Here is a 25209-nt window from a genome sequence, read left to right as displayed (position 1 = left end):
TCATCTGCCGCAGTTGCGGGTATTCGAAGTGCGATTAGGGGGGGGAAGGGGGGGGGTTGAGGGGATTTTGGCTTTGTCACCAGGCGCGTGACAATAGGGAATAAGGGTGTAAGGATGTAAGGGGATGAGGGTGTAAGGAGTCATGGTGCAGGTTTGTATTCACAACTACTATGCAATTCATACAAGTATGCGTCATACCGGCGTAAGGCCTGACCCGGGCTCGAACCGGGGCGGGATCCAGAAGGGAGTGGATTCCGCCCCGAACCCTTGTCCTGGGTCGCCGGAATGAGGCGATAGATTCCCACAAATGCAGAAATGACCGACAATACAGCCCATTCCATTACCCCCTACATCTGGAGGATATCGATGTTTCGAACCGTTCTCGTCTCAAGGTGGCTTATCGCCGCGCTTGCTTCGCTGGCGCTCTTTATCGGTTGCGAGGATGAGCCCTCAACTGTCGTTCCGGTGCGTGATCCTGAAGCCGCAAATGCCAAGTGCGACTCGGCGAACGTGATACTGGAGGAGGTCTTAATGCTTCTCATCAACGATGCGGACATCCAAAAGCCGGGTGACATCAACCTGACGCGCCCCTACAACGCTTATCTGGATGCGCTGAGGTTGGACGACAGCCATCCAGTTGCCAATTTCGGCGCCGGCATCCTCGAAGTCGTGATGATTTCACAGGATCGGCAACTTCAGTCCTACTTCGACCGAGCCAAGGATTTTTTTGAGCGGGATAGTTTCTTCGTGGTATCCGGTTCCGACTACTCGGCGCGTTCGCTTGGCAGGCCGGAACTTCGCATCGACCACGTCGTGCTTGCAGTAGGCGCCCCGCTTAAGTTCACCCGCAACTTCCCCAAGATTGCCGCCGACGCCGATCCCACGGTGAACGAACTGCAAGATGTTTTTCGCCAGGTCGTCCTACCCCGAATGGAGACTGCAGTCCGACGCCTGCAGCAAGTCGCCAATCATTCGGATTTCAGGTTTATGGTCACAGGCAGGATGCAGGGAGACCCTCGCGAAGATCCGGTGGAGTTGGACTTGACGGAAGTCTATGCTACTATCGCCTCCCTCAACGTGTCGATGGCGTTGCTGAACAATTTCTGCGCCTATAATTTCAACTTCGCCACCTACACCGGAGAGGCTTTGCAGGCGGCATTTACTCGCGGTTCACCCTTCATGGCGCTCCATTCCGACGGGGCTCAAAATATGGCAAAGGCTGGTGCGCAATGGCTGGAAGCCGTTAACAGTGTAGGCAATGGCATCCGCTTCCTGGAGACCGAAATCGACCCGCAAGGGAACGATCTAATCAAGATTGATCCCTATGATGGAATCACTCGCAGCGACTTGGACTCCATAAAAACCTATCTACCGAAGATTCGCAACCTCCTGACCGGGTCCCAGGAATTCACCATTGAGAATGCCCAAGGACAAGATGAGATTGTGGAAATATCCCTCTATGCTTACTTCAACGACCCCATAAGAGACTTCAAAGCCTTGTTGCCGCCCTACACTGTGTCTTTGATGCCGGAAGAAGATTGGGAGTATGTCTGGGGAGATTCCACCTACCCGGCGACGCTCCAGATTGAAAGTTCCGGCGAATATAGGTGGTATCGCAGTGCATACTACGAAGACGGGGAGCAATGGTCATATTCCGATTACTCCAACTTCTTCGTCCCGGAATGGGCTGCGGCTTGGAACTACTGGGAGGCGAGAGTTATCGATTCGCGTCGGGCATATTTAAGCATGTCGTATTGGGGCTATCTGGAGGCTGGACGCCGCCAAATCGAATGTCAGGTCTATTATGAATATGACGTGGTTGACAAGTGGCGCTATGCAGTGCGCATCACTTGGCAGGCAAACCACTTTCAGGAGTGGGTGTTTCCCGATCCCACTTTCGGCGGGTTGTTTCCGCAAATGACCGACAGCCGTTTTAAGCGCACTTTCGGCATCACCGCCGAAGACTGGGAGAAGTCAATCCTGCTCAGACTCTGGGAGAATTAGAACTGCCCCGAAGTGAAGCCCGGCCTATACTGTTGCTCCTCTGGGTGATCGGCTGGGCAGGGCTAGTCCGTGCGGATCGACAAGATCCGTTGATCGGCTTTCTCCTGGCATCAGAGGATGAATGGTGGAGGGTCGGGGGCAATCTGCAGTCGGTCCGACCCCCGATGTTGGCATTCTCTTTCCCCGAAATGGCATCCTCGGACGGGAGCAATTCAACTTTGAAGCCAAATGTAGGGGTGCAAGCGAGCGGAAACTACGGCGACTATTATCGCCCCGGTGGAATGGAGTCGGAGGGCGCCTCCTTCCGGCGTCGGATCGACGCTTCGGTCGCTTTATGGGGCGTCCGCCCGGTGCCTTGGCAGGTCCGGTTTGGCGAGTCAACAAGGACGATGCGGTTGGACTTGACGAGCAAGCGCCATGCTCAGTCCTCAGGCCTGAACTTAAATCAGCGCCGGTTGCATGTGATGGGGAGGCTGCATACAGGGAAGGCAGAGTTGAGTTTCGGGATGCAGACCGGATCAGGTCGCGGCCCCGAACTGCAGGTTGCCGGTGGCGTAATCGGACATCGCCGGGGTTCGCTTGCGATGGTGTATCGCCAGATTCGGATCGACTCTGAACTGGGCGCCATTTGGCATCAAGAGTCGGCGCTGGTGAAACCAGTAATAAGTGTAGAGGAATCGCGGGGCTATTTGGCGAGTCCAGATTCAGCCCTCCTCCAAGTTGAAGTTTCGATGAAACGCGCGAGTTGGCTGCGAAGGAGAGTTGATTCAGGCGAGGCTTTACTTGAGCCTTGGGGCAACAGCTATGGGATTAGCGGTCTGATATCGTTTGGGGATGCCGTGTGGCGCGTTGCGGTCGGCGGGCGGGGTGAGAGACTGCGCCTTCAAGCCTATGGAATGAAAGGCGAGTATCCCTTCGCCAAATTAACCCGCGCAGACCTGGATCTATGGTCCGGATTTGTCTCGGCGATGCGGGAGGATCGCATCCGTAAGCGGATGACTCTCGTCGAAGCCGAGCGCTTAAGTTGGGATGGCATAGCCAGGGGGCACGTCGAGTTCTGGCCCTTTACCTCAGGTTTTGTCGATCTCCTGGGACTGCGCCGCTACTTCATTTCCCGCACCTCGGGCTTCCTCTATCGTCTTCATGCCGGACACTCGCGGTATATAACGCCTGATTGGGAAATAAGTTGGGGAGCAAACGCGCTGGATGTTCATCCCCAATGGAAGGCTGAGCATTGGAAGCCGGCTTACTTGGTCTTCGGCAAGGCTGATGAGCAACACTACACCTGGAATGTCGAACGGGTTCTGGGGGGGATCGTCCATGTATCGCTCAGGTTCGCATTCTCAGGCTGGCGGGTGGAGTCTTCACTTGCACAGGCTTTCCCCATCAAGGTCTGGCGACGAACCACACCTTCGACTGAGCCGCCCGAGCCGGAAGCAGTTCGACGCAGTCCAACCTATGGGGGAGGGTTTGGCAGCCTGACCCTGTCAAGGCGATTCTAACCCTGGTCCGGCAACGACGTAACGCCGCCTATTGTATTCCTAACTGCACATCCGTATATTAGGATTTGGTTCGTTCTCACCACTTCGGATGGAGTCACTTCAACTGACATTGCCGCCGCTTGACTTGACCGGGTCGCTTCGTCGTGAAGTTCCGAATAAATCTACGGCACCCGATCATACCTTCAGTAGCGTTCGCGAGAGGTTCCTCCGCTCTCTTGCCAGCAGCGGCAAGAATCCCTACAAACGCTACCTCGGCTCGCCACTACGCTATGCCGGAGGCAAGAGCCTTGCGGTCGGCTTGATCGTCGAGCGACTCCCGGCGAACGTCAAGCGGATCGTCTCGCCTTTCATCGGTGGGGGATCGGTCGAGGTCGCATGTGCGGTCGAGTTGGGCCTGGAGGTCGTCGGTTATGACATTTTCGACATTCTCTGCAACTACTGGCAAATCCAGATTGCGCAGCCCGAGGCCCTCTACCGACGTTTGACCGGGTTCAAGGCCGACCGGGCAACCTTTGCCCAGCAAAAGGAGCGGCTTCGCCAGCATTGGAAAGAAGGCAAGACGCTGGATCCGTTGGAACTTGCCGCGGTCTTCTTCTTTACCTTCAGCACCTCTTACGGCCATCAATTCCTCAGTTGGCCTTCGTCGGTCTATATGGACAACGACCGCTATGCCAAGATCACCCGGAAGGTCCAGCTCTTTCGCGCGCCGTCAATGAAGATCGAGGCGTCTTCCTTTGAGACTGTAATGCCCTCCCACCGCGACGATTTCCTATACTGCGACCCGCCCTACTATCTTGATGACGGCAAAATGTTTTGCGGCATGTATCCGCAGCGGAACTTCCCCATTCATCACAACAACTTCAAGCATGGACTTCTGCGCGACCTATTGATGGAGCATCGCGGCGGGTTCATCCTCTCTTACAATGACTGCACCACCATCCGGAAATGGTATCGGGACTTTGAGATGATTACCCCAAGATGGCAATATACCTTTGGTCAGGGCGAAACCCGGATCGGCGGGAATCGGGTGCGAGCCAATAATGGACAATATGTCAAGGAGTCCCACGAACTGCTCATTTGGAAAGACCCGAAGTGATGCGAAAACGGCGAGCAATGACAACGGAGAGGGCGCAACAGGTAAGGCAGGAAGGACACGACAATGCCTTACTTTTTGCTCTCGAATTAGGCCTAAGTAAGGACTATCAGAACGATTTGCAAGCCAAGAAGGATGTCATCGACCCATCTGGCGACGCGCACTCGGTAAAGTCAGGCGCCAAGCGGTGGCAGATCTTTCTGTACGGCCGCAACCGATTTCTTAATGATGACGGCTTTATGGCATTAGACGGTATTGGACATCTCCTGGTGCACTGCATTGACGCATTTCCGCCTTCTTATGAGGAATATCGGAAGTACCCGGAACCAGCCAAAGAGAGGCTCAAGACTCCCATGCGCGAATTGAGAGACAGATTTCAAAGGAAGGCAATTCTAAGGGCTTTCTTGATGAAATCTATTTTCAACGGCGGTGAAGTTAACTATCTGTCTATCCTATACCAAGACAAGTTCCATGTATTTCTCAACTCCGATGTGGTAAAGGCGATGGCTGCAAACTTCCAAGTCGTAAATTCAAAAGCCAGATCAGACGCTGAAACCGACGACCAGAAGGTGCTCTTTAGATATCAGGGAAAGAATGTCGCGGAACTTGAAGTTCGCCGTGATAGTGTGGATCATTATCAGCAGATACTTTTCGTCATGACCATCAAACGCGCGATGGAAATGCTCTTTCAGCACATTCCAAAGTCCACCGAACTTCCCACGTCGAAGATCGTCTCAATCTACGGCGAGGCAGCAAAACGCTTCGGCCGCTGGCTGAGGGGCAGGTAGCCTCGCTCTACACCGCTTTTCAACAGACTTCTATTGACCGAATCACATCTTGCCTCCCAGGAGTACCAGCGACAACGCCATAAAGGTTGTCTCGTCGTTGTCGAAGACTCTCTCCATTCTCATTCCAACTGCGACATGACGACCCAAGGGTAGGTTCATTCCTATCGTCAGTCCCGGTGCGACTACCGCCTGACGCTTGAGATTGACCTCCCGCACCAGCGCGGTATGGCCCTGCGTCCAGACTCCCTTGGCGAAGACGTCGGATCGTCGCACATAGTTAAGCGACAAACCGGCTTCCATAGACATACCTCCATGCAGGTGCATCGGCATCATATGCCGGAACATGCCAAGCGCTGTCAGGCTGCCCGTTACATTCCAACCGCTCGTCCGCTCTACTTTCAAATCCCGTCCGGAGGTGCGCAGCAGGTCACGCCCATCGGGCAGCCAGCGATGAAAGGCTCCCCGAAGGCCGTAAGTGAATTGCTCTTCACATAAAATCTCAGACTTCAGTCCGACTACGTAACCGGGCTGCCACCGGTCACCGGTCTTCCCGATCGGCATTGAAGCCCCTCCTTCGGGGGTGATACGCCAGGCTGCGTCGGCAGCAACGGTAACCATAAGCATGATGATCGCCGATAGAACCCCCCCATGCAAGGTCCACCAATCCTTAGACAACGACAAGGTTCCTTTCTCTCACTTCACCAGTGCAAGTTTGTGGGTAATGGTTCGGCCATCCGGGCCGGTGGCTCGGAGGAGATAAAGCCCGGCCGGGAGACTCCCAAGATCAAGACTCACCAGGTGGCTTCCGGCTGAAAAGGACGGCTTGCCGAGGTCGAATGCCTGCCGGCCCTGGAGGTCATAGACTGCGCCCCGAAACAGACCGTCCGACGGCATCGCCACCCGTATCGTTGTCAGTCCGTTGAAGGGATTGGGATACGGCTCGTCCAGAGCGAATGCCCTCGGCAGGAGAGGATCGGCTGAGACTTCAGGCGGCCGTTCGGTCGAGGCGAAGAGGGCTACGTCGTCGATCGTAACGCCATCCTCCTCAGTGTAGTTGTCGCTCCGAAGGTGAAATCGGAAATGCACGACCGGTTCGCCGCACCAGGCGTCGAGCGGCACGACGAACTGCTTCCAACGGCCCCACCTTTGCAGGCGTATCGACCGGGCATTCCAGGGTCGCGGCGGGATGGAATCGAGCACCGACTGCTCCATATGCGCCGGAGCGGCTTGAATCCAGGTCCAGCCTGCTGGATCGCTCCCGGCCAGCCCGCCGGTCGATACCTCGACCCACATTGAGTCGTAGCCCGGTTCGAGTGCCTGGTTTAGCCAGTATGTGAGCGCTGCAGTGGAGCAGGCCGCGAGGTTGAAACCTCCATCGAAAAAGTTATAGGGTGCGCCCCAACTATCTTCATTGCGCAGGGTGTTGCCGGTGCGGGTATCGGTAAAGGCGCGCGGTGGCGTGCGATAGACAATCTCGGTCAATTCCCAGCGCGAGAGGCTGTCGAGGCCGCTGGTGTTGAGTCGGTGATCCGACATATAGACAACGTCGCCGCCGTCGAACGACTGGTCAAGCAGTATTGCGGCAGGGGATAAACCGATGTGATAGGTTGTGTCGGACAACACGGTGAAGGCCGTCCGACGCGGCACAATGCTGCGCAGTCCGGCGACAGTTACCTGATAGTCGCCCTCCGGAAGCGACAGATCGATCCGGCCGGAGGCGGTCGTCATCTGCCACGAACTATCAGGGTGGTCGAACCAGGCGGTCGCTCCGTCAGGCAGCGGCGTACCACCGGTAGTGAATTCGAGCCGGACATTGCGCACCGGCAGCGGCACCAGCCGCACCTGAATGGGGGCGCGATCGATGCTTCCTTGTATGGGTCGGCGCAGGAAGGGGCGATACCCGAATTTGCGGACGGTGAGGCCGCTGGTGTCGATAAAGCCATCATAAACCGGCCAAAAGGCCCGGCCGTTCACGGGATTGGTCTTCCGGTAGGGATAGATGGGCCGGGATAGCGACGGAATATGGAGACGCGCTTCGAGTGGCGCGCCAGTTACCTGATCGGTAACCCTCAGGTTCATCCGGTTGCGGATGATCGGACCCTGCCCGTCGGATGCGACGTTGGCTGCTGAGTTGAGGAAGTACTCGATTCCCAACCGGACGTCCGAAAGAACTGAATAGACCCCGGCCGAATCTGGCTGCATAGCCTCCCCGGCGGCGCCGATCTCGATGCGGAAGGCGAAAGCGCCATATTTCCAGTAGAAATAGGATTCGCTGTCACCGCGCGGCAGAACGATCCGTACCGGCTCGTAGGTCTTGATCGGCTCGGCGTAACGCTTACAACGGAGGGCGATTTCGCTGCCGAGCGCGTCGAAGGCGAGGATGTCGGGGGAGGTCTTCTTATCCACCAGATCGCGCGGGGCGTAAGACCAGGGGTAGATCACCTGCTGCGCTACATTGCCGGTGCGCGAGGAGTGGATAACGCAGGAATAGAGCGGCCGGATGCGATCGACGAGAGCGATGAGGAGTTTCGTCTCCGGCTCGCTGGCCGGACCGGGCCCCCGGTAGTAGTCGAAGAACTCATTGTCGCCGCTCACCAGGAGCGCGGTCCCGAGTTGCCAGAAGAGCGGATAGTTGCGGTTCAAATCGACGCCCGAGGTATCCTGACCCCAGCCCAACTTGTAGCGAAACCGGCCGTCGCCGATGTTGTCGCGGGTGTTCTTGCGGTAGGTGTAGTCGAGCGTATAGACGATGTGCAAACCGTCGGGATTGGTCGTCGGGACGATATAAGTATCGACGTTCTGGCGCCAGTTGCGGTTGCCGATGACAGCCGGGATCATGCGCATCACGTACTCGACGCCGAGAATCTCCTCAGCATGCACCTGTCCGACCAGGAGGACGGCGGGCTTTTCCGAGAGCGAGTCGTTGACGTTGTTTCCGATCCGGACGCACCAGATCGGGCGGCCTTCGAGGCTGACGCCGATCGAGTCGAACCGGAACCAGTTCGGATTGACGACGGCCATCGAGTCGCGCAGCGCCAGCAGTCGGCGCAAGATGCGGTCGTTATTGTGATAAACCGGGTCGTCCGCGCGGGAGATGCCGGGAGGGTCATAGAAGCCGCCGTAGAGGATGGGGGCGTTGCAGTCCTGGGAGTACTCCTCGGGAAGGTGCGCCCAAAGGCTGACTGCTGTAAACAGGAAGGCTGCGACTACGGAAATGAAAATCATTGATCGAGGGGTTAAGTAATTCGCAAATATGTAGTTGAGGTTGAGGTGAAGGCGCCCCAAGAACCTCACATCAATTCGCTAAAACTGGAGAGGTTCTTTTATCAACTGGGGCAACTTATAGTTGCTCGCGTAGGGGCGATTTCCAAATCGCCCAATAGAATGGTCGGATCGGAATCCGACCCTACGCGAATACCCACTCCCGGAAAAGGCAACTGTAAACTGCCCCCAGTAATAACATCTTGAGATAGTATCTACTTGAAAAGGACAGCGACATTAAGTAATGTCGTCATGCCTGCGCGGGAACGACATACCTATTACTCCAAGTTCCCTATAATTCTTATCTGGTAATTCAATCAATATAGATTCTTGGAACACGTCCCGTCAACCTGTAGAGCAGTTCGCAAGGGCTGGCGGCCAGGCTATCGCATAGATCCCAAAGTGGCATCGTGCTGCCATCCGTGCGCTATAGTCAACAAGAGGATCAGCCGTCGGTTTCCTGATATATACTACGCTCGAACAAGGGATCATCATAGTCCATAGCGGCTGGCAGACTTCAAAGTGACGAACCGGGAATGATTAGTTCGCAGTACAAAGAGGTTGACGGCGTCTCGGGTTAGTTGAAAGGCGGGAGCGTAGGTCGTTATTTGAGCAGCCTGACCCGAGCCGCCGTGCCATCGGGGCGCGGCAGGAGATGGTAGGTCCCGGCTGGAAGCATCGAAAAGTCAAGCCTTATCGTCTGACGATCGCCATAGGTCAAGGGCCGAACGATCCGACCGGCAGCATCGAAGACCTTAAACTCTCCCGGCAATGGCTGGCGCAAACGAACGGTGAGGAAACCGTTGAAGGGATTGGGGAAGGCGGTTAGAAACGGCTCCGCCGGAACCTCCCAGCCCGGCGTAACCGGAGCGCTGAGTTGACGGGCCATGCGAACTGCAGCAAGGGCATCGGGCACTCCCCAGCCGGTGAGGGTGTCGGGACGATGCGCCTGATGTGCCGTCCGGCGGACGATGTCGAAGACCTGATCGACGGTCAGTTCGGGATTAGCCTGGAACATCAAGGCCACGATTCCTGCCACAACCGGCGTCGCGAATGATGTGCCGTTCGAAGCGGTGTAGGAGGAATCGTCGTAACTTGCCGCAACCGGAACCGACTGGGAGAGGGTCGCAAGGTCAGGTTTGATCCGGCCGTCGTAGGTAGGCCCTTGCGACGCCGACGCCCACCAGGTCGAGTCACGGTTGGTGCCTCCGATGGTGAGCACCAGCCGTCCGTCGGCAGGAGCGCCCATCTTGTTGCCGGGCCAGACCCGACCGCCGGTGTTCCCGATTGAGTTGACGATGACGATGCCGGCGGCGGCCGCCGAGTCGGCGGCTCGTGTCGTTACCGCCGTCTCGCCGTCGAAGTCGGCATACTGATACCAGTCGCGGTAGGTGAGCGAGGATGAGATCACATCCACGCCGAGGGAGTCGCAGAACCAGAGCCCGGCAACCCAATAGTCTTCCTCGATGGGGCGTTCGGAGTCGGTGTTCTCGGTTTTGGTCAGGACATAGGTTGCTTCCGGTGCCGCACCGATGAACGAGCCGCGGTCGTTCCCGGCGAGAAGTGAGAGCGTCCGCGTCCCGTGCCGGCCGGAGCCTGCATCGTCCTCATCGCCAACGTTGGCGTCGTTGTTGACGAAGTCCCACGCGGCAGCGACGTTCAGGTCCCGGAAGGCGCGGTGTCGGAGCCGGTCGAAACCGGTATCCTGCACCCCTATAAGGATGCCTCGGCCGCGTAGTCCTTCGTTATGAACCTCCGGGATGTTCACCATCGAGAGCGGTGTCCAGGAGCGGCCATACTCAGCGAATTGCGGAATGTAGTAGGTAGAGATCGTTACTTCAGACGGAGTGGGAGGCAGTTCCACTTCCCGGAGCAGGCTACGAACCGGACGCGAGGTGCGGACAAAGGAGAGCCGGGCAGCGCAGTGGAGGGCTTCGGAAGGACCGCCAACCGACACCGCATTCAGATAGCGCGCCACAACGATGATCCGGCAGCCGGTCGCATCGATATCTCGAAGTCGTTCCTGCGAAGGTCCTAAATCGCAAGCCCTGACCGGCGGAGTTCGGGCGATAGACTTAACCCGTCGGGCGAGCGCCCGGGGTGTTAGTGTCCGAGCCAGGGAGTCGAGTTGCCGGTCCAGTTGACCGGCCGGAATAGGATCGTCGTCCAGAAAGAGCCAGTGCCGGCCGGTTGCACCGGTCTCGCGGGCAGACGCAGCGTTGACCCCCCCAAGGAGCGTCAACATCAGCGCGGCTGCAAACCGGTTCACCCTTGGGGCAGTGCCGATCGCGACACTACTTTCACCGACCGGATAATGACCGCCGGGAGAGTCCGGTCGTGAGGATTCGAGGGGTCGCGCTTCATCGCGCCGATCGCATCGACGGTCTCGATCCCGCGGATCACCTTACCGAATACCGTGTATTTGTTGTCAAGGTGGGGCGTTCGACCGAGACAGACGAAGAACTGGCTGCCGGCGGAGTTGATATCCTGGCTGCGGGCCATCGAGAGGATGCCCTTTTCATGCAGAATATCGTTAAACTCGGCTTTCACTTTCCAGGGTGGTCCGCCCATTCCATCGTTGTTGGGATCGGAGTCTTTGGTGTTGGGATCCCCGCCTTGAATGACGAACCCGGGCAGGACGCGGTGGAAGGTCGTCCCGTCATAGAAACCGGCGCGAGCCAGTTTCTTGAAGTTGGCTACGTGCAGAGGCGCAACGGCAGGGAAGAACTCGACGGTGAAATCGCCCTTGGCCGTCGAGATGACCGCGACCTCGGAGGTGTCGCCGACCTCCTCGATGGTGGGGGCGGTTAGTTCGGCTTTCCTCTCTGCAGCAGGCTTCGCTTCTGTCGGGATGGGACGTTCATCAGACATAGTGCTGGTCCTGGTGACCGGCGTTCCGGCCGGACTGTTTGCCGGATCGGGGTTGCGACCGCAGCCGGCGGTGGTTAGTATGAAGATGGTGACGATGCCAATAGCAGCCTTCAAAGATGATGCTCCGGTTGGTGGTTATACCCTAATGCTCACTCTCTTAATATAGCGCCCGCTGACGGATCACTCCAAGCCAATTTTGGACTCCGGCGAACCGGGGCAGTCAGCGGCTTGCCTGTGGGTGCGCCGGGCACTATATTTGAGACTCACTTGGGAGATCGTCCAACGGCAGGACACATGGCTCTGGACCATGGAATCGGGGTTCGAATCCCTGTCTCCCAGCCAATGTCCGCACCCGACCGGTGCGGACAGGTTGTTTTTGGAGCGCCGGCGACCGGGGGATTACCATTCTAATGTGAGTTCGCTCGTATATCTTGGGGATAGAGAGCGGATATAGGATAGGAGGGATGACACCCTCGCTTCAGGTATAAAGTAATACAACCACACCGGAATCTTCCAATGCGATTGAAAATAGAACTTCTGTTGGCAGCCTTGCTCATCTACCCCGTTTCGCAAGCGGCAGCCTATCCCGACAACCCACCCGATGGTGTAGCCGGAAATCCACCGGCCCGGAACACCTGCGTTCAATGCCATAACACTTTTGCGCTCAACAGCGGCCAGGGGCGGCTTGAGTTGCTCAACGCCCCGGAGCGCTACCGTTCGGGCCAGCGGTACCGGATCACCGTCCGCCTCAGCGATCCGGGCGCCAGCCGGTGGGGCTTCGAACTGACCTCGCTGAACAGCCAGAACGCCCGTTTCGGGGCGCTGACCACGGTCAACAACATCACTCAGGTGAGCGGATTCGGCAACAGCCCACAGTATTTGAAGCACAACATCAACGGCACGTTCCGCGGTCAGGGTGGCGCGGCGCAATGGGAATTCGACTGGACTGCTCCCAACGGCGACAACCTCGGGCCGGTTACGTTTTGGTTTGCCGGCAATGCCGCCAACAACAACAACAGTACGACCGGTGACCGAATTTACGCATCGTCGGCTTCAATCGGGCAGGAGCCGCCGCCGCTCGACAGGTTTGCCACGCCGCTTGCCGCCGGGTGGAACATCATGTCCACCATTTGCCCGCCGCCCAATCCTGACATCCCGACCGTCTTCCGGGAGATTGTCAACCGGGAGCACTTGTTGATCGTCAAGGACCAGTCCGGGCGATTCTATGTGCCGGGCCTGTTCAACAGCATCGCCGGTTACGACGTCCGGCAGGGCTATATGGTTAAACTCTCGGATCCCGATACGCTGCTTGTGATAAGCGATCCGGTGCCGCCCGATCACCCCATTCCGCTTCGGCAGGGTTGGAACTTCGTCGCTTACTTCCCGGAGCAGCAGGTCGCTGCACCAACGGCGTTTAGCAATCTGGGCGAAAACATCATTTTCGCGAAGGACGAGCGAGGCAATTTCTACAACCGGGCGCAGAACTTTTCCAACATGGGCAATTTACGCCGCGGCAAGGGCTATCAGGTGAAGATGGCTGTTGCCGACACGCTGGTCTGGAATTTTGGACAAGGCTTGATGGCCATTGATGACAGATTTCCGGAGTCAATGGAAGTCTCTGCGCCGGTGCAGCATTTTCCGGAGATTGCTCCGACCGGATCGAATATGAGCCTGCTCCTGAATGTGGAGTGCAGAGTGCAGGATGTGGATTGGGAAGCCGGTGTTTTTACCGAAGCCGGGCTGGCGGTGGGATCGGCGGTGCATCGCCATTCTGATGATTGTGCAGAGAACTCTGCACTCGGTCTGGCTGTTTGGGGGGATGATCCGACGACCGAGGCGATAGACGGCGCACGCGATGGCGAGCAACTCACTATCCGCATCTATGACGGGCAGATGGAGCGGGTTGTTCGACCGATATGGCAGGAGGGGAATGGCTGCTACTCGTCGGAAGCCTGCCTCACGGGGACGCTCGAAGTGGGGCGCGAAGCCGGTTTTAACCCGACCGAGATGACTCTCATATCAGCCTGGCCTAATCCCTTCAATGCGCGGACCCGCATTGCCTATCGGTTGGACCGGGCGACGCCTTACCGACTTGCGCTTCACGATCCTTCCGGTCGGGAATTGCAACTGATCGAAGCCGGCACAAGTCCAGCAGGGGAGCATGCTGTCGAGTGGGACGGCGAAGGTCTGGTGAACGGAGTCTATTTCGTCAGACTCACGACCGCATACGAAGCGAAGACGATGAAGGTGTTCCTTATTAAGTAGGCACTCGCCTGCCTCTGCACAGCGGTAAAGAGCCGGGAACCTAAAGCCCGGTTAGGGGTGCAATCTCCAAAGCCTAATTCGGTATCAAACTGGAGTTTTCCATGCACCTGTCCAAATTTCTTTCCGCACTTTTTCTCCCGGTTGCGCTGGTCTTGAGTGGGGCGATGCCCTCTTCTGCCAAGGAGGAGAAGAAGGTCGTCGTCGTCACCTCTGGCGATGACGCAAAGGGCGCTTACGTCGGCATCTTTCCTGAAGCGCTCGATGCCGACGACCGCGAAGCACTTGATTTCAAGGGAGATGGCATTCTTGTGGAGGATGTCGTCGAGGAGGGACCAGCCGACAAAGCCGGCATAGATGAAGGCGACATCATTTTGAAGGTGGGTGGCGAGTCCGTTTCGTCAGTGTCGGACTTTCGCGACCGTATCCGCAACTGCACCCCCGGCGACAAGGTCGCGGTTGTCGTCTGGCGCAAAGGGGCCGAGAAGAGCATCGACGTAACCCTCGCCGAACGCCCGTCCTCGATGTCGTGGCATGACTTAGACCTGGACTTCAATTGGCAGCATGAAGAGACCGCCGTGCCGTTTCTGGGAGTCACATCGCGCACCATCGAGGGCGACATTGCCAGGGATTACTTTAGCGTAGATAAGGGCGCCCTGGTCGAGGAGGTGGTCAATGACTCCCCGGCTAAGAAGGCGGGTCTCAAGTCGGGCGACGTGATCGTCAAGTTGGGCGGCAGGGCGACCGAATCGCAGGAGGCGCTCGTTCAGGCCATTCGTTCCGGCAAACCGGGTGAGCAGGTGAAGATCGATTACATCCGCAAAGGGAAGAAAGTGTCCGCCGAGGTCGAACTCGGCGAGCGGAAGGAGATGCGGATGATGGGGATGACGAGTCCTCAGGAACGGCGCATCCGGATCGAGCGCAACGGCGAGATCATCGACGAGGAGCAGATCCGCGAGATCGTTCGGGAAGCCTTGGTCAAGGCCAAGGTAGCGCTTGGCGATGCCCGGGAGGACATTCACAAGGAAATTGAGCGTCTTAAGGAAGAGATGCGCGAACTGAAGAAGGAGATCGAGCAGAAGAAGGCGCCCGACAAGACAAAGAGTTAGTCGGGATCTGGTTGAACAGCCCAGGAGGGCGGGTCTTGGCCCGCCCTCTTGTGTTCTATGCTACTTGGCTACCTGCCTGCGGCTCGGCATTCTGCCTGAACCGAAAAGGGCTTGGTTAATGTTTATTCGATAGATACGTGTGCTCATTAACTACGAGCCTCCATCCCTCTGCCTGGCCTTATTGATACTCTTTTGTAAAAGTAGAATCTATCACCCGCACTCGAGCATCTCAGAACACCAGTTCCACCCGGTAATAGGATCCGCCAAGGGGTGCCGAGCGATCCTCAAAGAAGGTTTGAGAGGTCTCGCCGATCAGTTCGCCGCCCATGCCTTCGCGGAAAGGCTCGGCTGAGCGATAGACCGCATAGCCAGACGGGTTGTCGCGTCCACCGATCTGTTCGGGAGCAATCTGTCCCCAACGCAGCATAATGTGATGCGGCAGGAAAATCGAAACGCTCACTTCGGTTACGGCGTAGGTCGGCTTCCAGGTTTGGATCGAGTCGGCGATCTGCTGCGCCGTTTCGTCCTGGAACGCTCTCAGGCGGTCATAACTGAAGTTCGGCGAGGCGAGAAACCGCTCGGTCTTGGCAAACATCCAGTTTTCGAGCGGAACAATGAAATCCCACAGCCCGGTGCGGGAGGGATTGGTCAGTTTCCAGGTATCGACCGCGCCGACGTTGTTATAGGCATAGTTGCGCAGGGCGATAATGCGGGTGTTGAGCCGGCTTCCGGCCGGGCCGTCGTATTCTACCGGGACGCTGCCGGCTCGAACCCATAGCGGAGTCGTGATGCCGCCGAGCGGGGCGCCGATCATAGCCCAGGTAACGCAGTCGTCCGGTCGCCCGCCATTGGGAACGCCCTGAACAACCAGGGTTGCACTCGTTGTCGAGCGGCAGATCGAAGCGAAGTTAGGCACCGAGCCATACGGATAATCGGCAAAATAGCCGCGCAAGGGAAGCGGGTAGGGGTCGATGTCGATGCTCGAAATGTCGCGCGCGACTGTCTGAAGGATGTATTGCGGCGTTAGGCGGCCTTCTTCGACAGCGCGCCGGAAGAGTATTGCCGAGCGATTATGACGATGAATGCCATTGGTGCCGTCATTCAGATTCATGTTGCCGGTGTAGGCGAAGTTCGCCCGCACCAGAAAGCCCTCGGGGGCGTCGGCGGCGTCGAACCGGGTATGCCCGAACCGGGCCGCTTCTATGTTGGCGCAACCTCCATAGGCGTCGAGCACCTGATAGTTGTATCCGTAGCGCCCGTTGACATCGACTTGATCCGCGGAATCGAGAAGCGCTTGAAAGTCGTCGATCGTCCGGCACTTCGACAGTGCGTCCCACATCACCCGACCGTCGTTGTGAGGGCCGTTGTCAAAGTTGTGGCCGTCGGTATTGGCAACGGCGAAGCCGGCGGCATTAACTCCGCCGTAACACTCGAGCAGATTGTTATTGCTGGTATAACCGATGAATGGAATGGGTCCCTGATCCCAGTAGCGGAACTCCATCGGCTCGCCGCCGCCGCGATCGCGGTTCTTCCAGATCATAGGACGTCCGTCGGGAGTCGCGCGACCCGAAGCGACACCGGCGCTGGTTTGATTCATATCGACCGGTGGCTCGGGGCCATCGCCAAGGTCGATCAAAGAATGCTGCAACGCGACCGGAAGCAGGAGCAACAGCCCCGCGATGGTTCGCAGGCGGGAACTATGTCGGGTAGTGGGGTTCAACCTTCCATTAGGTGTGGTTCCGGTAAACAAGGCAGGCAGCAGCGGGAAGGAAGTCGGAGGTGAAAACTGCCACCTACGCAATATACGCAAGGCATCGGCTATAGACAAGTGCCGGTGTCAAAATCCTACCGGAAATGTCCGGGAATCGGTCGCAGCGCTCGGTTCGGTAGCAGTCGCTGCCAGTAATTGATGGGTGAGGTTACATCCTGTTCCGTCTCCCAGTTTGTGGGGGACTCACTAGGGGGGCCATATATGATTCGTCAAGCCACTTTGCAGGCTCCCGAAGTCCTGTGCCTGCCTGCAGGCTTGCAGGAGCCTTAATCGAGGAGTTAAGTTTTATAAGGTTACCGCTTTCACGGGTCGTAACCGGCAGATTTGATCACATATCATCAACCAATGATTATTCGTGAGTTGGAAGTATTGGGCATTACTGGCGACGCTGGCTTGGACCGCCTGGGGGCTGGCGGTCAAGTTTGCATTGTCGCGAGTCGATTGGGCGCGCCTTGAGGTTCTGACCTGCGTGGCCGGTCTTGCTGCGATGGCAATGATAATGCCGTCGGCGTTCAAGGTTCGTCCGTCGAGTGGGGACTTGGCGGGGCTTTTGGCCGGTGGCTTTGGCGCGTTAGGGGCAATACTGTTTTACATCGCCCTTTCCAAAGGTCCGGTCAGTATCATCGTTCCCCTCACGTCGCTATATGTGGTCGGCGTGGCGCTCTTCGCGGTGCTGGTCTGGGGTGAGCCGGTGACTTTGCGGCGAGTCCTGGGTATCGTCTGCGCGGTAGCGGCGATTATTCTGATAGCAGGTGATTAAGACCGGCTTAGCCGGCCAGCGGCCGACCTTTAGGTCATGTGCAGGTGTGCGTCGGTGTCGTTCATTATTGTTGAGGGAGTCGATATGAAAGGTATTGTCCTTGCCGGTGGGACCGGCAGCCGGCTTTATCCGCTGACCAAGGTGACCAACAAGCATTTGTTGCCGGTCGGGGGAAAGCCGATGATCTACCATCCCATAGAGAAACTGGTCGAAGCCGGCATCGAGGAGATCCTCATCGTAACCGGCGTCGAGCATATGGGCGATGTCGTCGGGCTCCTGGGCAGCGGCCGCGACTTCAATTGCAGGTTCACCTATAAGGTTCAGGATCAAGCCGGGGGTATCGCCCAGGCGCTTGGACTCGCCGAGAACTTCGTCCATGGTGACTCGATGGTGGTCATCTTAGGAGACAACATCTTCGAGGACTCTCTGGTGGAAATGGTGCAGGAATACAATGGACAAGGAGAGGGTGCCCGGGTTGTTCTGAAGGAAGTCCCGGATCCGCATCGCTTCGGGGTGGCGGACTTTGACGGCAGCCGGGTCACCGGAATCGTCGAAAAGCCTTCCGATCCGCGCACCAATTGGGCTGTAACCGGTATCTACTTTTACGACGGGCAGGTCTTTGAAATCATCCAGACGTTGAAGCCCTCAAGACGCGGCGAACTTGAGATCACCGACGTCAATAATGCCTATATCGAGCGTGGTAGGATGACCTGCAGTTTCCTAAGGGGCTGGTGGACCGATGCCGGGACGTTTGAATCGCTGCGCCGGGCAGACGAACTTGCTGCCGTCCAATCATCAGTTTAAGGAACTATCAGATTGAAGGTTGCAGTTATTGGGACAGGCTATGTAGGACTCGTAACCGCAGCCTGTTTAGCAGAAAATGGCAACGATGTCATCGGCGTCGATATAGATCCGGGGCTGGTTGAACGTCTAAGCGCCGGCTCCGTGCATATCTACGAGCCGGGGCTGGAACCACTCGTCCGGCACAATCTGGCCGCCGGGAGACTTTCATTCACCACGGACACTGTTGCGGCAGTGCGGTCGAGCGATGTCGTCTTTTTCGCCCTGCCGACTCCGATGAGTGAAGATGGCGCTGCAGACCTGTCGCATCTGTTGTCGGCGGCGAAGGTGGCTGCAGACGGAATCGAATCCTACAAGGTCATCGTCAACAAATCGACGGTTCCAGTGGGAACGGCGCGACAGGTCCGGGAGTTGATTGCATCACTGTCGAGTGCACCCTTCGATGTCGTTTCCAATCCCGAGTTCCTGAAGGAAGGAGCTGCGGTGGACGACTTTATGAAGCCTGACCGGGTGGTGATCGGTTCGGATAGTCCAAGGGCTATCGAGGTGATGACATCGCTTTACTCCTCCTTTATGCGCATCAGCGACCGAATCATCGTTATGAAGGTTGAGTCGGCTGAACTCACGAAGTATGCCGCCAATGCATTTCTGGCTACCAAGGTCGCCTTCATCAATGAGATTTCCCGACTCTGCGATGTCGTAGGAGCGGATGTCGAAGAGGTCCGAAACGGCATCGGTTCGGATGAGCGGATAGGTCGTCACTTTCTCTTTCCCAGTCTTGGATTCGGCGGCTCATGCTTTCCCAAAGACCTTCGGGCGCTGGTCCACACTGCAGAGAGGCACGATAGTCCGCTTCTCATATCGGAAGCAACTATCCGATCGAACGAGTTTCAGAAGCAATCACTGGTAGGAAAAATAAAGACTCGGTTTGGCGGCAACTTGAGTGGTATTAAGGTGGCACAATGGGGACTGGCCTTCAAGGCTCGCACGGATGACGTTCGGGAGTCGCCGGCAATCGAGGTAGCCCGAAGCCTGCTCACAACAGGCGCCATTGTTACTGCATTCGATCCCGAAGCAATGGGCACGGCACGACGGGTTCTGGGGAATGCTGTTATCTATGCAGACAATGCATACGCTGCGCTGAAAGGCGCTGATGCGCTTATCATCGCCACCGAGTGGAACGAGTTCCGCAATCCCGACTTCGCCCGGATCCAGTCGCTAATGCGGCAGCCCATAATCTTCGACGGCCGGAATCTATACGATCCGGAGCGGATGACATCGCTTGGATTCGAATACTATGGGGTCGGTAGGGGGAGCCATAGTCCGGGACAAAAAGCCTGATGCCCGGCAGTGCCGGGCATCAGATGGAAGCAGAGATTGATGTAACGCGGTGGCCGCTGAAGTGCAAGGGGACGGCCATATGGTCTCTTCACCATAGATATCGGCATCCCGTAAGCAGAACTTTAGCGATTAGCGCGCAATGTTTGCAAAAAAGTTGAAGTGAGGGTTGCGCAATCGCAAAACGGGGAACTCACCGGTCGTCGAAAGCGGCTCTGGCTTATGGCCGTAGAGCAGTCCAGGAACTGCTCACATGCGGTTTGGAAGTCGAGCGGATCGTCATAATACCGTCGATTGAGAACCGACTGAAGGTTGAACTTGAAGAGTGGGCGGCAAAGTCTGGTGTCGTATTGGCAACTGCGCCCCGCGGCGATCTCGACCGATTGACGGGCGGTGCAGTTCATCAGGGGGTAGTCGCTTACTATCGTCCACCGGCATTACGTTATCTGGAGGATGTGCTGCCGGCGACAGTTGCCGGAGCCGGACTAATTATGCTGGATGGAGTAGAGGATCCCCACAACCTTGGCGCGGTGATTCGTTCGGCTGAGGTGTTCGGAGCCGCCGGCGTTGTTATCCCGGGACGGAGAGCTGCCGGACTGACGCCGGCGGTGGTGAAGTCCTCCGCCGGTGCAGCGTTGCGGACGCCGCCGGTTGAGGTCTCGAATCTGCATCAGGCGATACACTTATTGAAGAAGTCAAACGTCTGGGTCTATGGCCTCGACCCGGCGGGCACCAAGGTTATATGGGAGTCCGACCTCACCGGTTCCATTGCCTTTGTCCTTGGAAGTGAAGGAGGAGGGCTGTCGAGATTGACAAAAGACCTTTGCGACGACCTCATCGCCATCCCCCGCTATGGGCAGGTCGGCTCGCTCAACGTCTCCAACACCGCTGCCATAGTGCTTGCCGAGTTACGACGGCAAAATCGCTCCCAAGTGCCTAAATGACTCCACCGATATTGGATTCCGAGCATTGATCTCATATAATATTCGTTCTATGCTGAACTGGCGGCGGGAAGCCGGGTGCCGCGTAAACTAAGCGTCCTGATCGTCCCGGACGAGGGCGGACCGCCGCGGCGACTTCATGTGCCGACGTTCTGGCTCAAGGTCGCCGGCTGGCTGCTGGTTGTGATCATCATCGGCGTCGCTGCAGCGGTGGTCAACTACTCGCGCGTGATTCAGAGAGCGCTTGACTGGGACCGTCTGGCAGCGGAGAATGAACGGCTGCGCGAGGAGAATCGGCGCATCGTCCGGGTGGCACGGGAAGTCGATCAGGGGAGGCAGATTCTCGCCCGTATCGTGAGAGGTATGGGTGGGCACATCGACATGAGCCAGCCGCTCACACCGGCCGGTGCAGAGACGGATGACGCTTCAGCGGGAAGTCCGGATCGGGCGGTCAATCTCTCAGCCGAAGCGGCTTCGTTACTCAAGACGTCTGCAATCGAAACGTCGCGATCGGCCTCTGAACCGGACCACCGGCCGGTAGCCGGTTTCATATCGAAGAAGTTCGTTGAGGATCCGCTATTTCCGGATCGAAGCCACCGCGGAATAGACATCGCCGGCAAACTCGGGGCGCCGGTGGTGGCGTCCGGCGATGGTCGGGTGATTTTCAGCGGCTGGACAACCTACTTCGGGAACACGCTTATGGTGGCCCACCCGGGCGGATGGGTTACCTTCTATGGTCATAACGAGCAGAATCTGAAGGAGGCGCAAGCCGAAGTGAAACGGGGCGAACCGATTGCACTGCTTGGCTCGACGGGCAAGTCGTCGGCGCCGCATCTGCACTATGAGATTTGGAAGGATGGCGTTCCGGTCGATCCGGAGCGGCTGTTCAAGGGGGAGTGAGCGACGAACTGCATACTGGTTCATCTAAAGAGCAACTAACGAAGAGCCAGATTGATCGGCTCGGGGAAAGGCTGAAAGAGGGGCGAGTCAGCGACGATGATCTCAGGTTGCTCGATTCTTTCAAAAGGACGTTTGGTGGGGCTTATGAGCATGTGATAGATAACATCCGGGGACTAGGCCATTCACCCACAGGAAGACGCGCCAAAACTGACTACTCGATCATCGAGAAACTGCGCGTGAGAGTATCCGACTCAGTCAGATGCAGGACATTGCGGGATGCAGAATTGTCGTGCCGAACATCCTTTGAGCAGGACAAGTGTGTTGTGTCGTTGGTGCATGCATTCCCTCATGCCGCGGTGATTGATCGACGGGAGAAGCCGAGCCATGGATATCGGGCGGTGCATATCATTCCAAAGGTAGATGGACTTTTCGTAGAGATCCAATTGAGGACGGTCTTGCAGGATATGTGGGCACAAACTATTGAGGCGCTTTCTGATAGAGTTGATCCAGCAATCAAGTATGGTGGAGGTGAAGCAGGCCTGATCCGCGATTTGATAGAACTTTCAAATCTATGCGCTTCCATAGAAGAGATAGAACGAAGTCTGTTGGTTGCTATCTTGAAGAAACTTGATTTAGTGGCAAAGTTATTGGGAGAAAGAGAGCGGATAGAAACCGCTTTGAAGAGACTGGCTTCCGCTGAGCGAAAACCAAGTTAAGGGATTGAAAATGGTATTCTTGCTAATCTATGACCGCAAGAAGGGTCTAATTGTTGAAAAGCGAGTCTTCCAGGACTCAGACGTCAATTCTGCTCTTGATATGCGTATTCAAATGGAATTGGAGAGCCGGACTCACGAGTCCAATCGTGAGATCGTTATTCTTGAAGCCGAGAGCGAAGAGCATCTTCATAGAACTCACGCGAGGTATTTCAAGGGACTTGGAGTACGGATAAATCCCGATGAAAAGTATTTGGAGAGCATCCTACCCAAAGGACTTTTAGAAGGACTTTCCAAAAATCGAAAGCAGGTTGGTCGCAAGACCTTATGACCGGTCGCAGCCTCATCCTGCCCTTCGTCGGGGCCGTAATGCTGATCTCCGGCATCATGCCATTCGGCAAGCAGCCGTCGCTTCTTAACGGGTTTCGCGCCCAGGGAGTCCTCGTGAGGCTGGCGGGAGTCTGTTTTCCTCTGCCATCGCTAGTCGATCTGCCAGCAGGTTTAATGATTGGGCTTTATATCCTCGCGTTCCCACTGGTGCTGGTGGCAGCACTGGTGCAGTAAAGCGTAAGTTCCGGCGGAATGAGTCCGCCTTCCAAGGGAGAGTTCTGGTGGCCAAATCCTATTCGGCCAAAGGGTCAGGCGAAATCTCGACCATCATTGGGCCCGATGCCGTCTTCGACGGACGGCTCAAGGTAAAGCAGTCGTTGCGCGTCGATGGCCGGCTGAGCGGTGAAATCGCCTCGGAGGAAGCCGTGACGATCGGCCCCGAAGGCGTCATCGAAGGGGACATCGTCGCGCACGAGGTTATCATCGGCGGGCGCGTCATCGGCAAAGTTGTCTGCGGCGGCAAGGTGGTGCTCGAGGAGACCGCTATCCTGCAGGGCGACCTTAAGTCGCAGCGGCTGGTGGTGGCCGAAGGTGCGATCTTCAACGGCCTGAGCGAAATGGGCGATCAGCCGAAGATGCATCCGCCCAAGAGGATTGTGCTCGAAGAGGATGAGCAAGGATAAGGGGAATTCACCACAAAGAACACAAAGAACACCAAGCAAACTTTGTGGTCTTGGTGCTCTTTGTGGTGAGAGCATCCAATGCCGCTTCGTGACACTCTGCAGAATGCGACCGCCTACACTCACCTTGGGCTTACTCTTGCGGTTTCAACGTTGGGGTTCTTCTATCTCGGCTGGTGGCTTGACGGGAAATGGGGGACCAGGCCACTGGTCGCGATATTAGGTGCCTTTATCGGCATGGCCGGCGGTTTCGTCAACGTTGTTCGGACGTTGAACCGGTTGCGGGACGAGCAGGATAAGGCTGATGCCGAGAAATCGAATGAGAATTAGCGTATATGCCATCATACTGCTGGGTGGTGCAGTGGCTTTGACGGCGAGTCTTGGTGCGCCCGGGTTGGGAGCCGTCAAACTGAATGCCATGTTGTTGTCGCTGATTGCTTTTGCGCCGCCGTTTTATTATATCAGTCGCGAAATGAAGCGGGGGGAGTTCAACCGGATCTTCGGCTTTTTTGTCGGGGGGTTCTTTTTCAAGGTGATTGTCGTTGCGGGCGGGCTCTGGATCGGCATTGGACGACTTGACTGGCCAATGCTCGACGCGACTGCGGGAGCGCTTTCGGTGCTGTTCGCGCTGCAAATTCTGGAAGCCGGCTATTTTTACCACCGAGGGCACAGAGAAGCACAGAGTTAATTCTGTGTCAGAATAGAAGTGTCAACTTTGGGCTTTGTCATGCAGAACGCAGTGAAGCATCTCGTCAAGAAGGAGATGCATTCCAAGCGAGATACTTCACTTGGTTCAGGATGACACACTTTGATACACCTCATAATCATAGTCAAACTACCGCTCAATGTCTGCCTCTGCCGCCGGAGCCGCTCATGCGCCGGCTCACGGCGAAACCGTTGACATTATACACCACCTGACCGACCTCCATACGCTGGAGACGCCGTTCGGCTTTGTTGGTGAAGTGCTGCGCCGGTTCTTTCATCTCGATGTGCATTTGCCCTTCGAGACGATTGAACTGAGCGGGCACCTGCAACTCTTCGGCATAGACCTTTCGATCACCAAGCCGGTGATAATGATTTGGGCGGCGGGGTTGATTCTGACGCTCTGCCTGATGCTGGCGTTTCGCGGTGGGCGGCTGCTGCGGTCGAAGTTTGCGCACCTGCTCGAGGTCTATGTCCTCTTCATCCGCGACGAGGTGGTCTATCCGATCCTCGGCGAGTCGGACGGGCGCAAGTTGCTGCCGCTCTTCCTGACCATCTTCTTCTTCATCCTTTCGATGAACCTGCTCGGGATGGTGCCGTGGGGCGGGACGGCGACCGGCAATGTGAATGTTACTGCGGGCCTGGCGATTATGGCGTTTCTGGTGATTCAGGGGATGGGGATTGCGCGGAACGGGGTGGTGCATCATTTCAAGGCGCTGGTGCCGCACGGCTTGCCGGTCTTTGTGATCCCGATCATGATCCCCATCGAGATCGTCGGGATGTTTGCCAAGCCGTTCGCGCTTTGCATCCGTCTCTTTGCGAATATGGTGGCGGGGCATGCGGTGATTCTGGCGTTCTTCGGGCTGATCTTTATGGCGAAGAGTTACATAATGGCGCCGCTGCCGATAGCAGGGGTGGTGGGCATATCTCTGCTCGAAATCTTCGTCGCGCACCTGCAGGCGTTCATCTTCACCATCCTGACCGCGCTCTTCACGGGGATGAGCATGAAGGGGGGGCATTGAGATGGCACCAAGAACTAGGCGTAGAGAGCCGGATGGCGAGGGGATCGGCTACGTTTATGTAGTGACAAATCCTGCAATGCCCGGATTAGTTAAGATTGGATGGACTGATAGTAACCCACCTGAAGATAGGATTAGAGAACTTTATGCAGGCGTTACTGGTGTGCCTGTGCCTTTTGAAATAGTTTACATGGGAAAGGTTAGGAATGCCAGAGAGGTAGAAAAGGCATTGCATAACGCATTTGGTCCGAATAGATACAATCCCAAACGGGAATTTTTCGCAATTGAACCCGATCAGGCTATCGTCATTCTTCGACTTCTGCAGGTTGAGGATTTGACATCAGATTCTCAAAGTCAAGCAGAT

25 protein-coding genes and 1 tRNA gene are annotated in these 25209 nt (G+C 56.8%); 21 read left to right on the top strand and 5 right to left on the bottom strand.

Annotated features, from left to right (window positions below; translation table 11 throughout):
- Positions 1-366: 366 nt before the first annotated feature.
- The 4 genes from FJY67_05245 to FJY67_05230 all read left to right on the top strand — a co-directional run bounded on the left by FJY67_05245 (position 367) and on the right by FJY67_05230 (position 5387).
- Complete coding sequence (locus FJY67_05245) at positions 367-2004, top strand: hypothetical protein (GenBank protein MBM3328869.1); 1638 nt, start codon at positions 367-369, stop codon at positions 2002-2004.
- 89 nt (positions 2005-2093) lie between these two features.
- Positions 2094-3506: a hypothetical protein gene (locus FJY67_05240; GenBank protein MBM3328868.1), complete on the top strand. Its 1413-nt coding sequence runs from the start codon at positions 2094-2096 to the stop codon at positions 3504-3506.
- Between the two features lie 88 nt (positions 3507-3594).
- Entirely contained in the window at positions 3595-4602 is a 1008-nt protein-coding gene (locus FJY67_05235) for a DNA adenine methylase (protein MBM3328867.1), read from the top strand.
- Positions 4584-5387 carry a hypothetical protein gene (locus FJY67_05230; GenBank protein MBM3328866.1) on the top strand — a complete coding sequence of 268 codons (804 nt, stop codon included), beginning with the start codon at positions 4584-4586 and terminating at the stop codon, positions 5385-5387. Before FJY67_05235 ends, FJY67_05230 begins: the two co-directional genes overlap by 19 nt.
- Before the next feature lie 42 nt (positions 5388-5429).
- On the opposite strand, the gene FJY67_05225 is transcribed toward FJY67_05230, so the two are convergent.
- The 4 genes from FJY67_05225 to FJY67_05210 all read right to left on the bottom strand — a co-directional run bounded on the left by FJY67_05225 (position 5430) and on the right by FJY67_05210 (position 11519).
- Entirely contained in the window at positions 5430-6062 is a 633-nt protein-coding gene (locus FJY67_05225; GenBank protein MBM3328865.1) for a hypothetical protein, read from the bottom strand.
- Between the two features lie 18 nt (positions 6063-6080).
- Positions 6081-8612: a T9SS type A sorting domain-containing protein gene (locus FJY67_05220; protein ID MBM3328864.1), complete on the bottom strand. Its 2532-nt coding sequence runs from the start codon at positions 8610-8612 to the stop codon at positions 6081-6083.
- A 640-nt stretch (positions 8613-9252) separates the two neighbouring features.
- The gene (locus FJY67_05215) at positions 9253-10917 is read right to left on the bottom strand and encodes a hypothetical protein (protein MBM3328863.1); all 1665 of its coding nucleotides are present in this window, start codon (positions 10915-10917) and stop codon (positions 9253-9255) included.
- Positions 10914-11519, bottom strand: a complete 606-nt coding sequence (locus FJY67_05210; protein MBM3328862.1) for a peptidylprolyl isomerase — start codon at positions 11517-11519, stop codon at positions 10914-10916. The genes FJY67_05215 and FJY67_05210 overlap by 4 nt, the downstream gene beginning before the upstream one ends.
- A 268-nt stretch (positions 11520-11787) precedes the next feature.
- Between FJY67_05210 and FJY67_05205 the strand changes: the two genes are divergently transcribed.
- The 3 genes from FJY67_05205 to FJY67_05195 all read left to right on the top strand — a co-directional run bounded on the left by FJY67_05205 (position 11788) and on the right by FJY67_05195 (position 14890).
- Positions 11788-11861 (top strand) — tRNA-Gln (locus tag FJY67_05205).
- A gap of 174 nt (positions 11862-12035) precedes the next feature.
- Complete coding sequence (locus FJY67_05200) at positions 12036-13784, top strand: T9SS type A sorting domain-containing protein (GenBank protein MBM3328861.1); 1749 nt, start codon at positions 12036-12038, stop codon at positions 13782-13784.
- Between the two features lie 101 nt (positions 13785-13885).
- Positions 13886-14890, top strand: coding sequence for a PDZ domain-containing protein (locus FJY67_05195; GenBank protein ID MBM3328860.1), 1005 nt, complete (start codon positions 13886-13888; stop codon positions 14888-14890).
- Positions 14891-15119: 229 nt separating this feature from the next.
- On the opposite strand, the gene FJY67_05190 is transcribed toward FJY67_05195, so the two are convergent.
- Complete coding sequence (locus FJY67_05190) at positions 15120-16610, bottom strand: hypothetical protein (GenBank protein ID MBM3328859.1); 1491 nt, start codon at positions 16608-16610, stop codon at positions 15120-15122.
- On the opposite strand from FJY67_05190, the gene FJY67_05185 reads away from it, so the two are divergent.
- From FJY67_05185 to FJY67_05120, 14 genes are all read left to right on the top strand, one after another.
- On the top strand, positions 16600-16800 hold the full coding sequence (locus FJY67_05185; protein MBM3328858.1) for a hypothetical protein: 201 nt from the start codon (positions 16600-16602) through the stop codon (positions 16798-16800). The two genes, FJY67_05190 and FJY67_05185, sit on opposite strands and share 11 nt — an antisense overlap.
- A 216-nt stretch (positions 16801-17016) precedes the next feature.
- On the top strand, positions 17017-17421 hold the full coding sequence (locus FJY67_05180) for a DMT family transporter (GenBank protein MBM3328857.1): 405 nt from the start codon (positions 17017-17019) through the stop codon (positions 17419-17421).
- 84 nt (positions 17422-17505) lie between these two features.
- The gene (locus tag FJY67_05175) at positions 17506-18225 is read left to right on the top strand and encodes a spore coat protein (protein ID MBM3328856.1); all 720 of its coding nucleotides are present in this window, start codon (positions 17506-17508) and stop codon (positions 18223-18225) included.
- Positions 18226-18237: 12 nt separating this feature from the next.
- Positions 18238-19563, top strand: coding sequence for a UDP-glucose/GDP-mannose dehydrogenase family protein (locus FJY67_05170; GenBank protein MBM3328855.1), 1326 nt, complete (start codon positions 18238-18240; stop codon positions 19561-19563).
- Positions 19564-19736: 173 nt separating this feature from the next.
- On the top strand, positions 19737-20504 hold the full coding sequence (gene rlmB, locus FJY67_05165) for a 23S rRNA (guanosine(2251)-2'-O)-methyltransferase RlmB (protein MBM3328854.1): 768 nt from the start codon (positions 19737-19739) through the stop codon (positions 20502-20504).
- Positions 20505-20579: 75 nt separating this feature from the next.
- Positions 20580-21401 carry a hypothetical protein gene (locus tag FJY67_05160; protein ID MBM3328853.1) on the top strand — a complete coding sequence of 274 codons (822 nt, stop codon included), beginning with the start codon at positions 20580-20582 and terminating at the stop codon, positions 21399-21401.
- Complete coding sequence (locus FJY67_05155) at positions 21350-22117, top strand: hypothetical protein (GenBank protein ID MBM3328852.1); 768 nt, start codon at positions 21350-21352, stop codon at positions 22115-22117. The genes FJY67_05160 and FJY67_05155 overlap by 52 nt, the downstream gene beginning before the upstream one ends.
- A gap of 4 nt (positions 22118-22121) precedes the next feature.
- On the top strand, positions 22122-22445 hold the full coding sequence (locus tag FJY67_05150) for a hypothetical protein (protein MBM3328851.1): 324 nt from the start codon (positions 22122-22124) through the stop codon (positions 22443-22445).
- Entirely contained in the window at positions 22442-22678 is a 237-nt protein-coding gene (locus FJY67_05145; protein ID MBM3328850.1) for a hypothetical protein, read from the top strand. The genes FJY67_05150 and FJY67_05145 overlap by 4 nt, the downstream gene beginning before the upstream one ends.
- On the top strand, positions 22576-23127 hold the full coding sequence (locus tag FJY67_05140) for a polymer-forming cytoskeletal protein (GenBank protein MBM3328849.1): 552 nt from the start codon (positions 22576-22578) through the stop codon (positions 23125-23127). The genes FJY67_05145 and FJY67_05140 overlap by 103 nt, the downstream gene beginning before the upstream one ends.
- A 78-nt stretch (positions 23128-23205) precedes the next feature.
- Positions 23206-23454, top strand: coding sequence for an AtpZ/AtpI family protein (locus FJY67_05135; GenBank protein ID MBM3328848.1), 249 nt, complete (start codon positions 23206-23208; stop codon positions 23452-23454).
- Positions 23444-23812, top strand: coding sequence for a hypothetical protein (locus FJY67_05130; protein MBM3328847.1), 369 nt, complete (start codon positions 23444-23446; stop codon positions 23810-23812). Before FJY67_05135 ends, FJY67_05130 begins: the two co-directional genes overlap by 11 nt.
- A gap of 157 nt (positions 23813-23969) precedes the next feature.
- Entirely contained in the window at positions 23970-24848 is an 879-nt protein-coding gene (atpB, locus tag FJY67_05125; protein ID MBM3328846.1) for a F0F1 ATP synthase subunit A, read from the top strand.
- Position 24849: 1 nt separating this feature from the next.
- Positions 24850-25209 (top strand): GIY-YIG nuclease family protein (locus FJY67_05120; protein ID MBM3328845.1); only part of this gene is annotated, 360 nt, incomplete at its 3' end.

The sequence above is a fragment of the Calditrichota bacterium genome, from assembly GCA_016867835.1.
Taxonomy (GTDB): Bacteria; Electryoneota; AABM5-125-24; order Hatepunaeales; family Hatepunaeaceae; genus VGIQ01.
The sequence above is the reverse complement of the archived record's forward strand: the minus strand, read 5'-3'. Positions and strand labels throughout refer to the sequence as shown.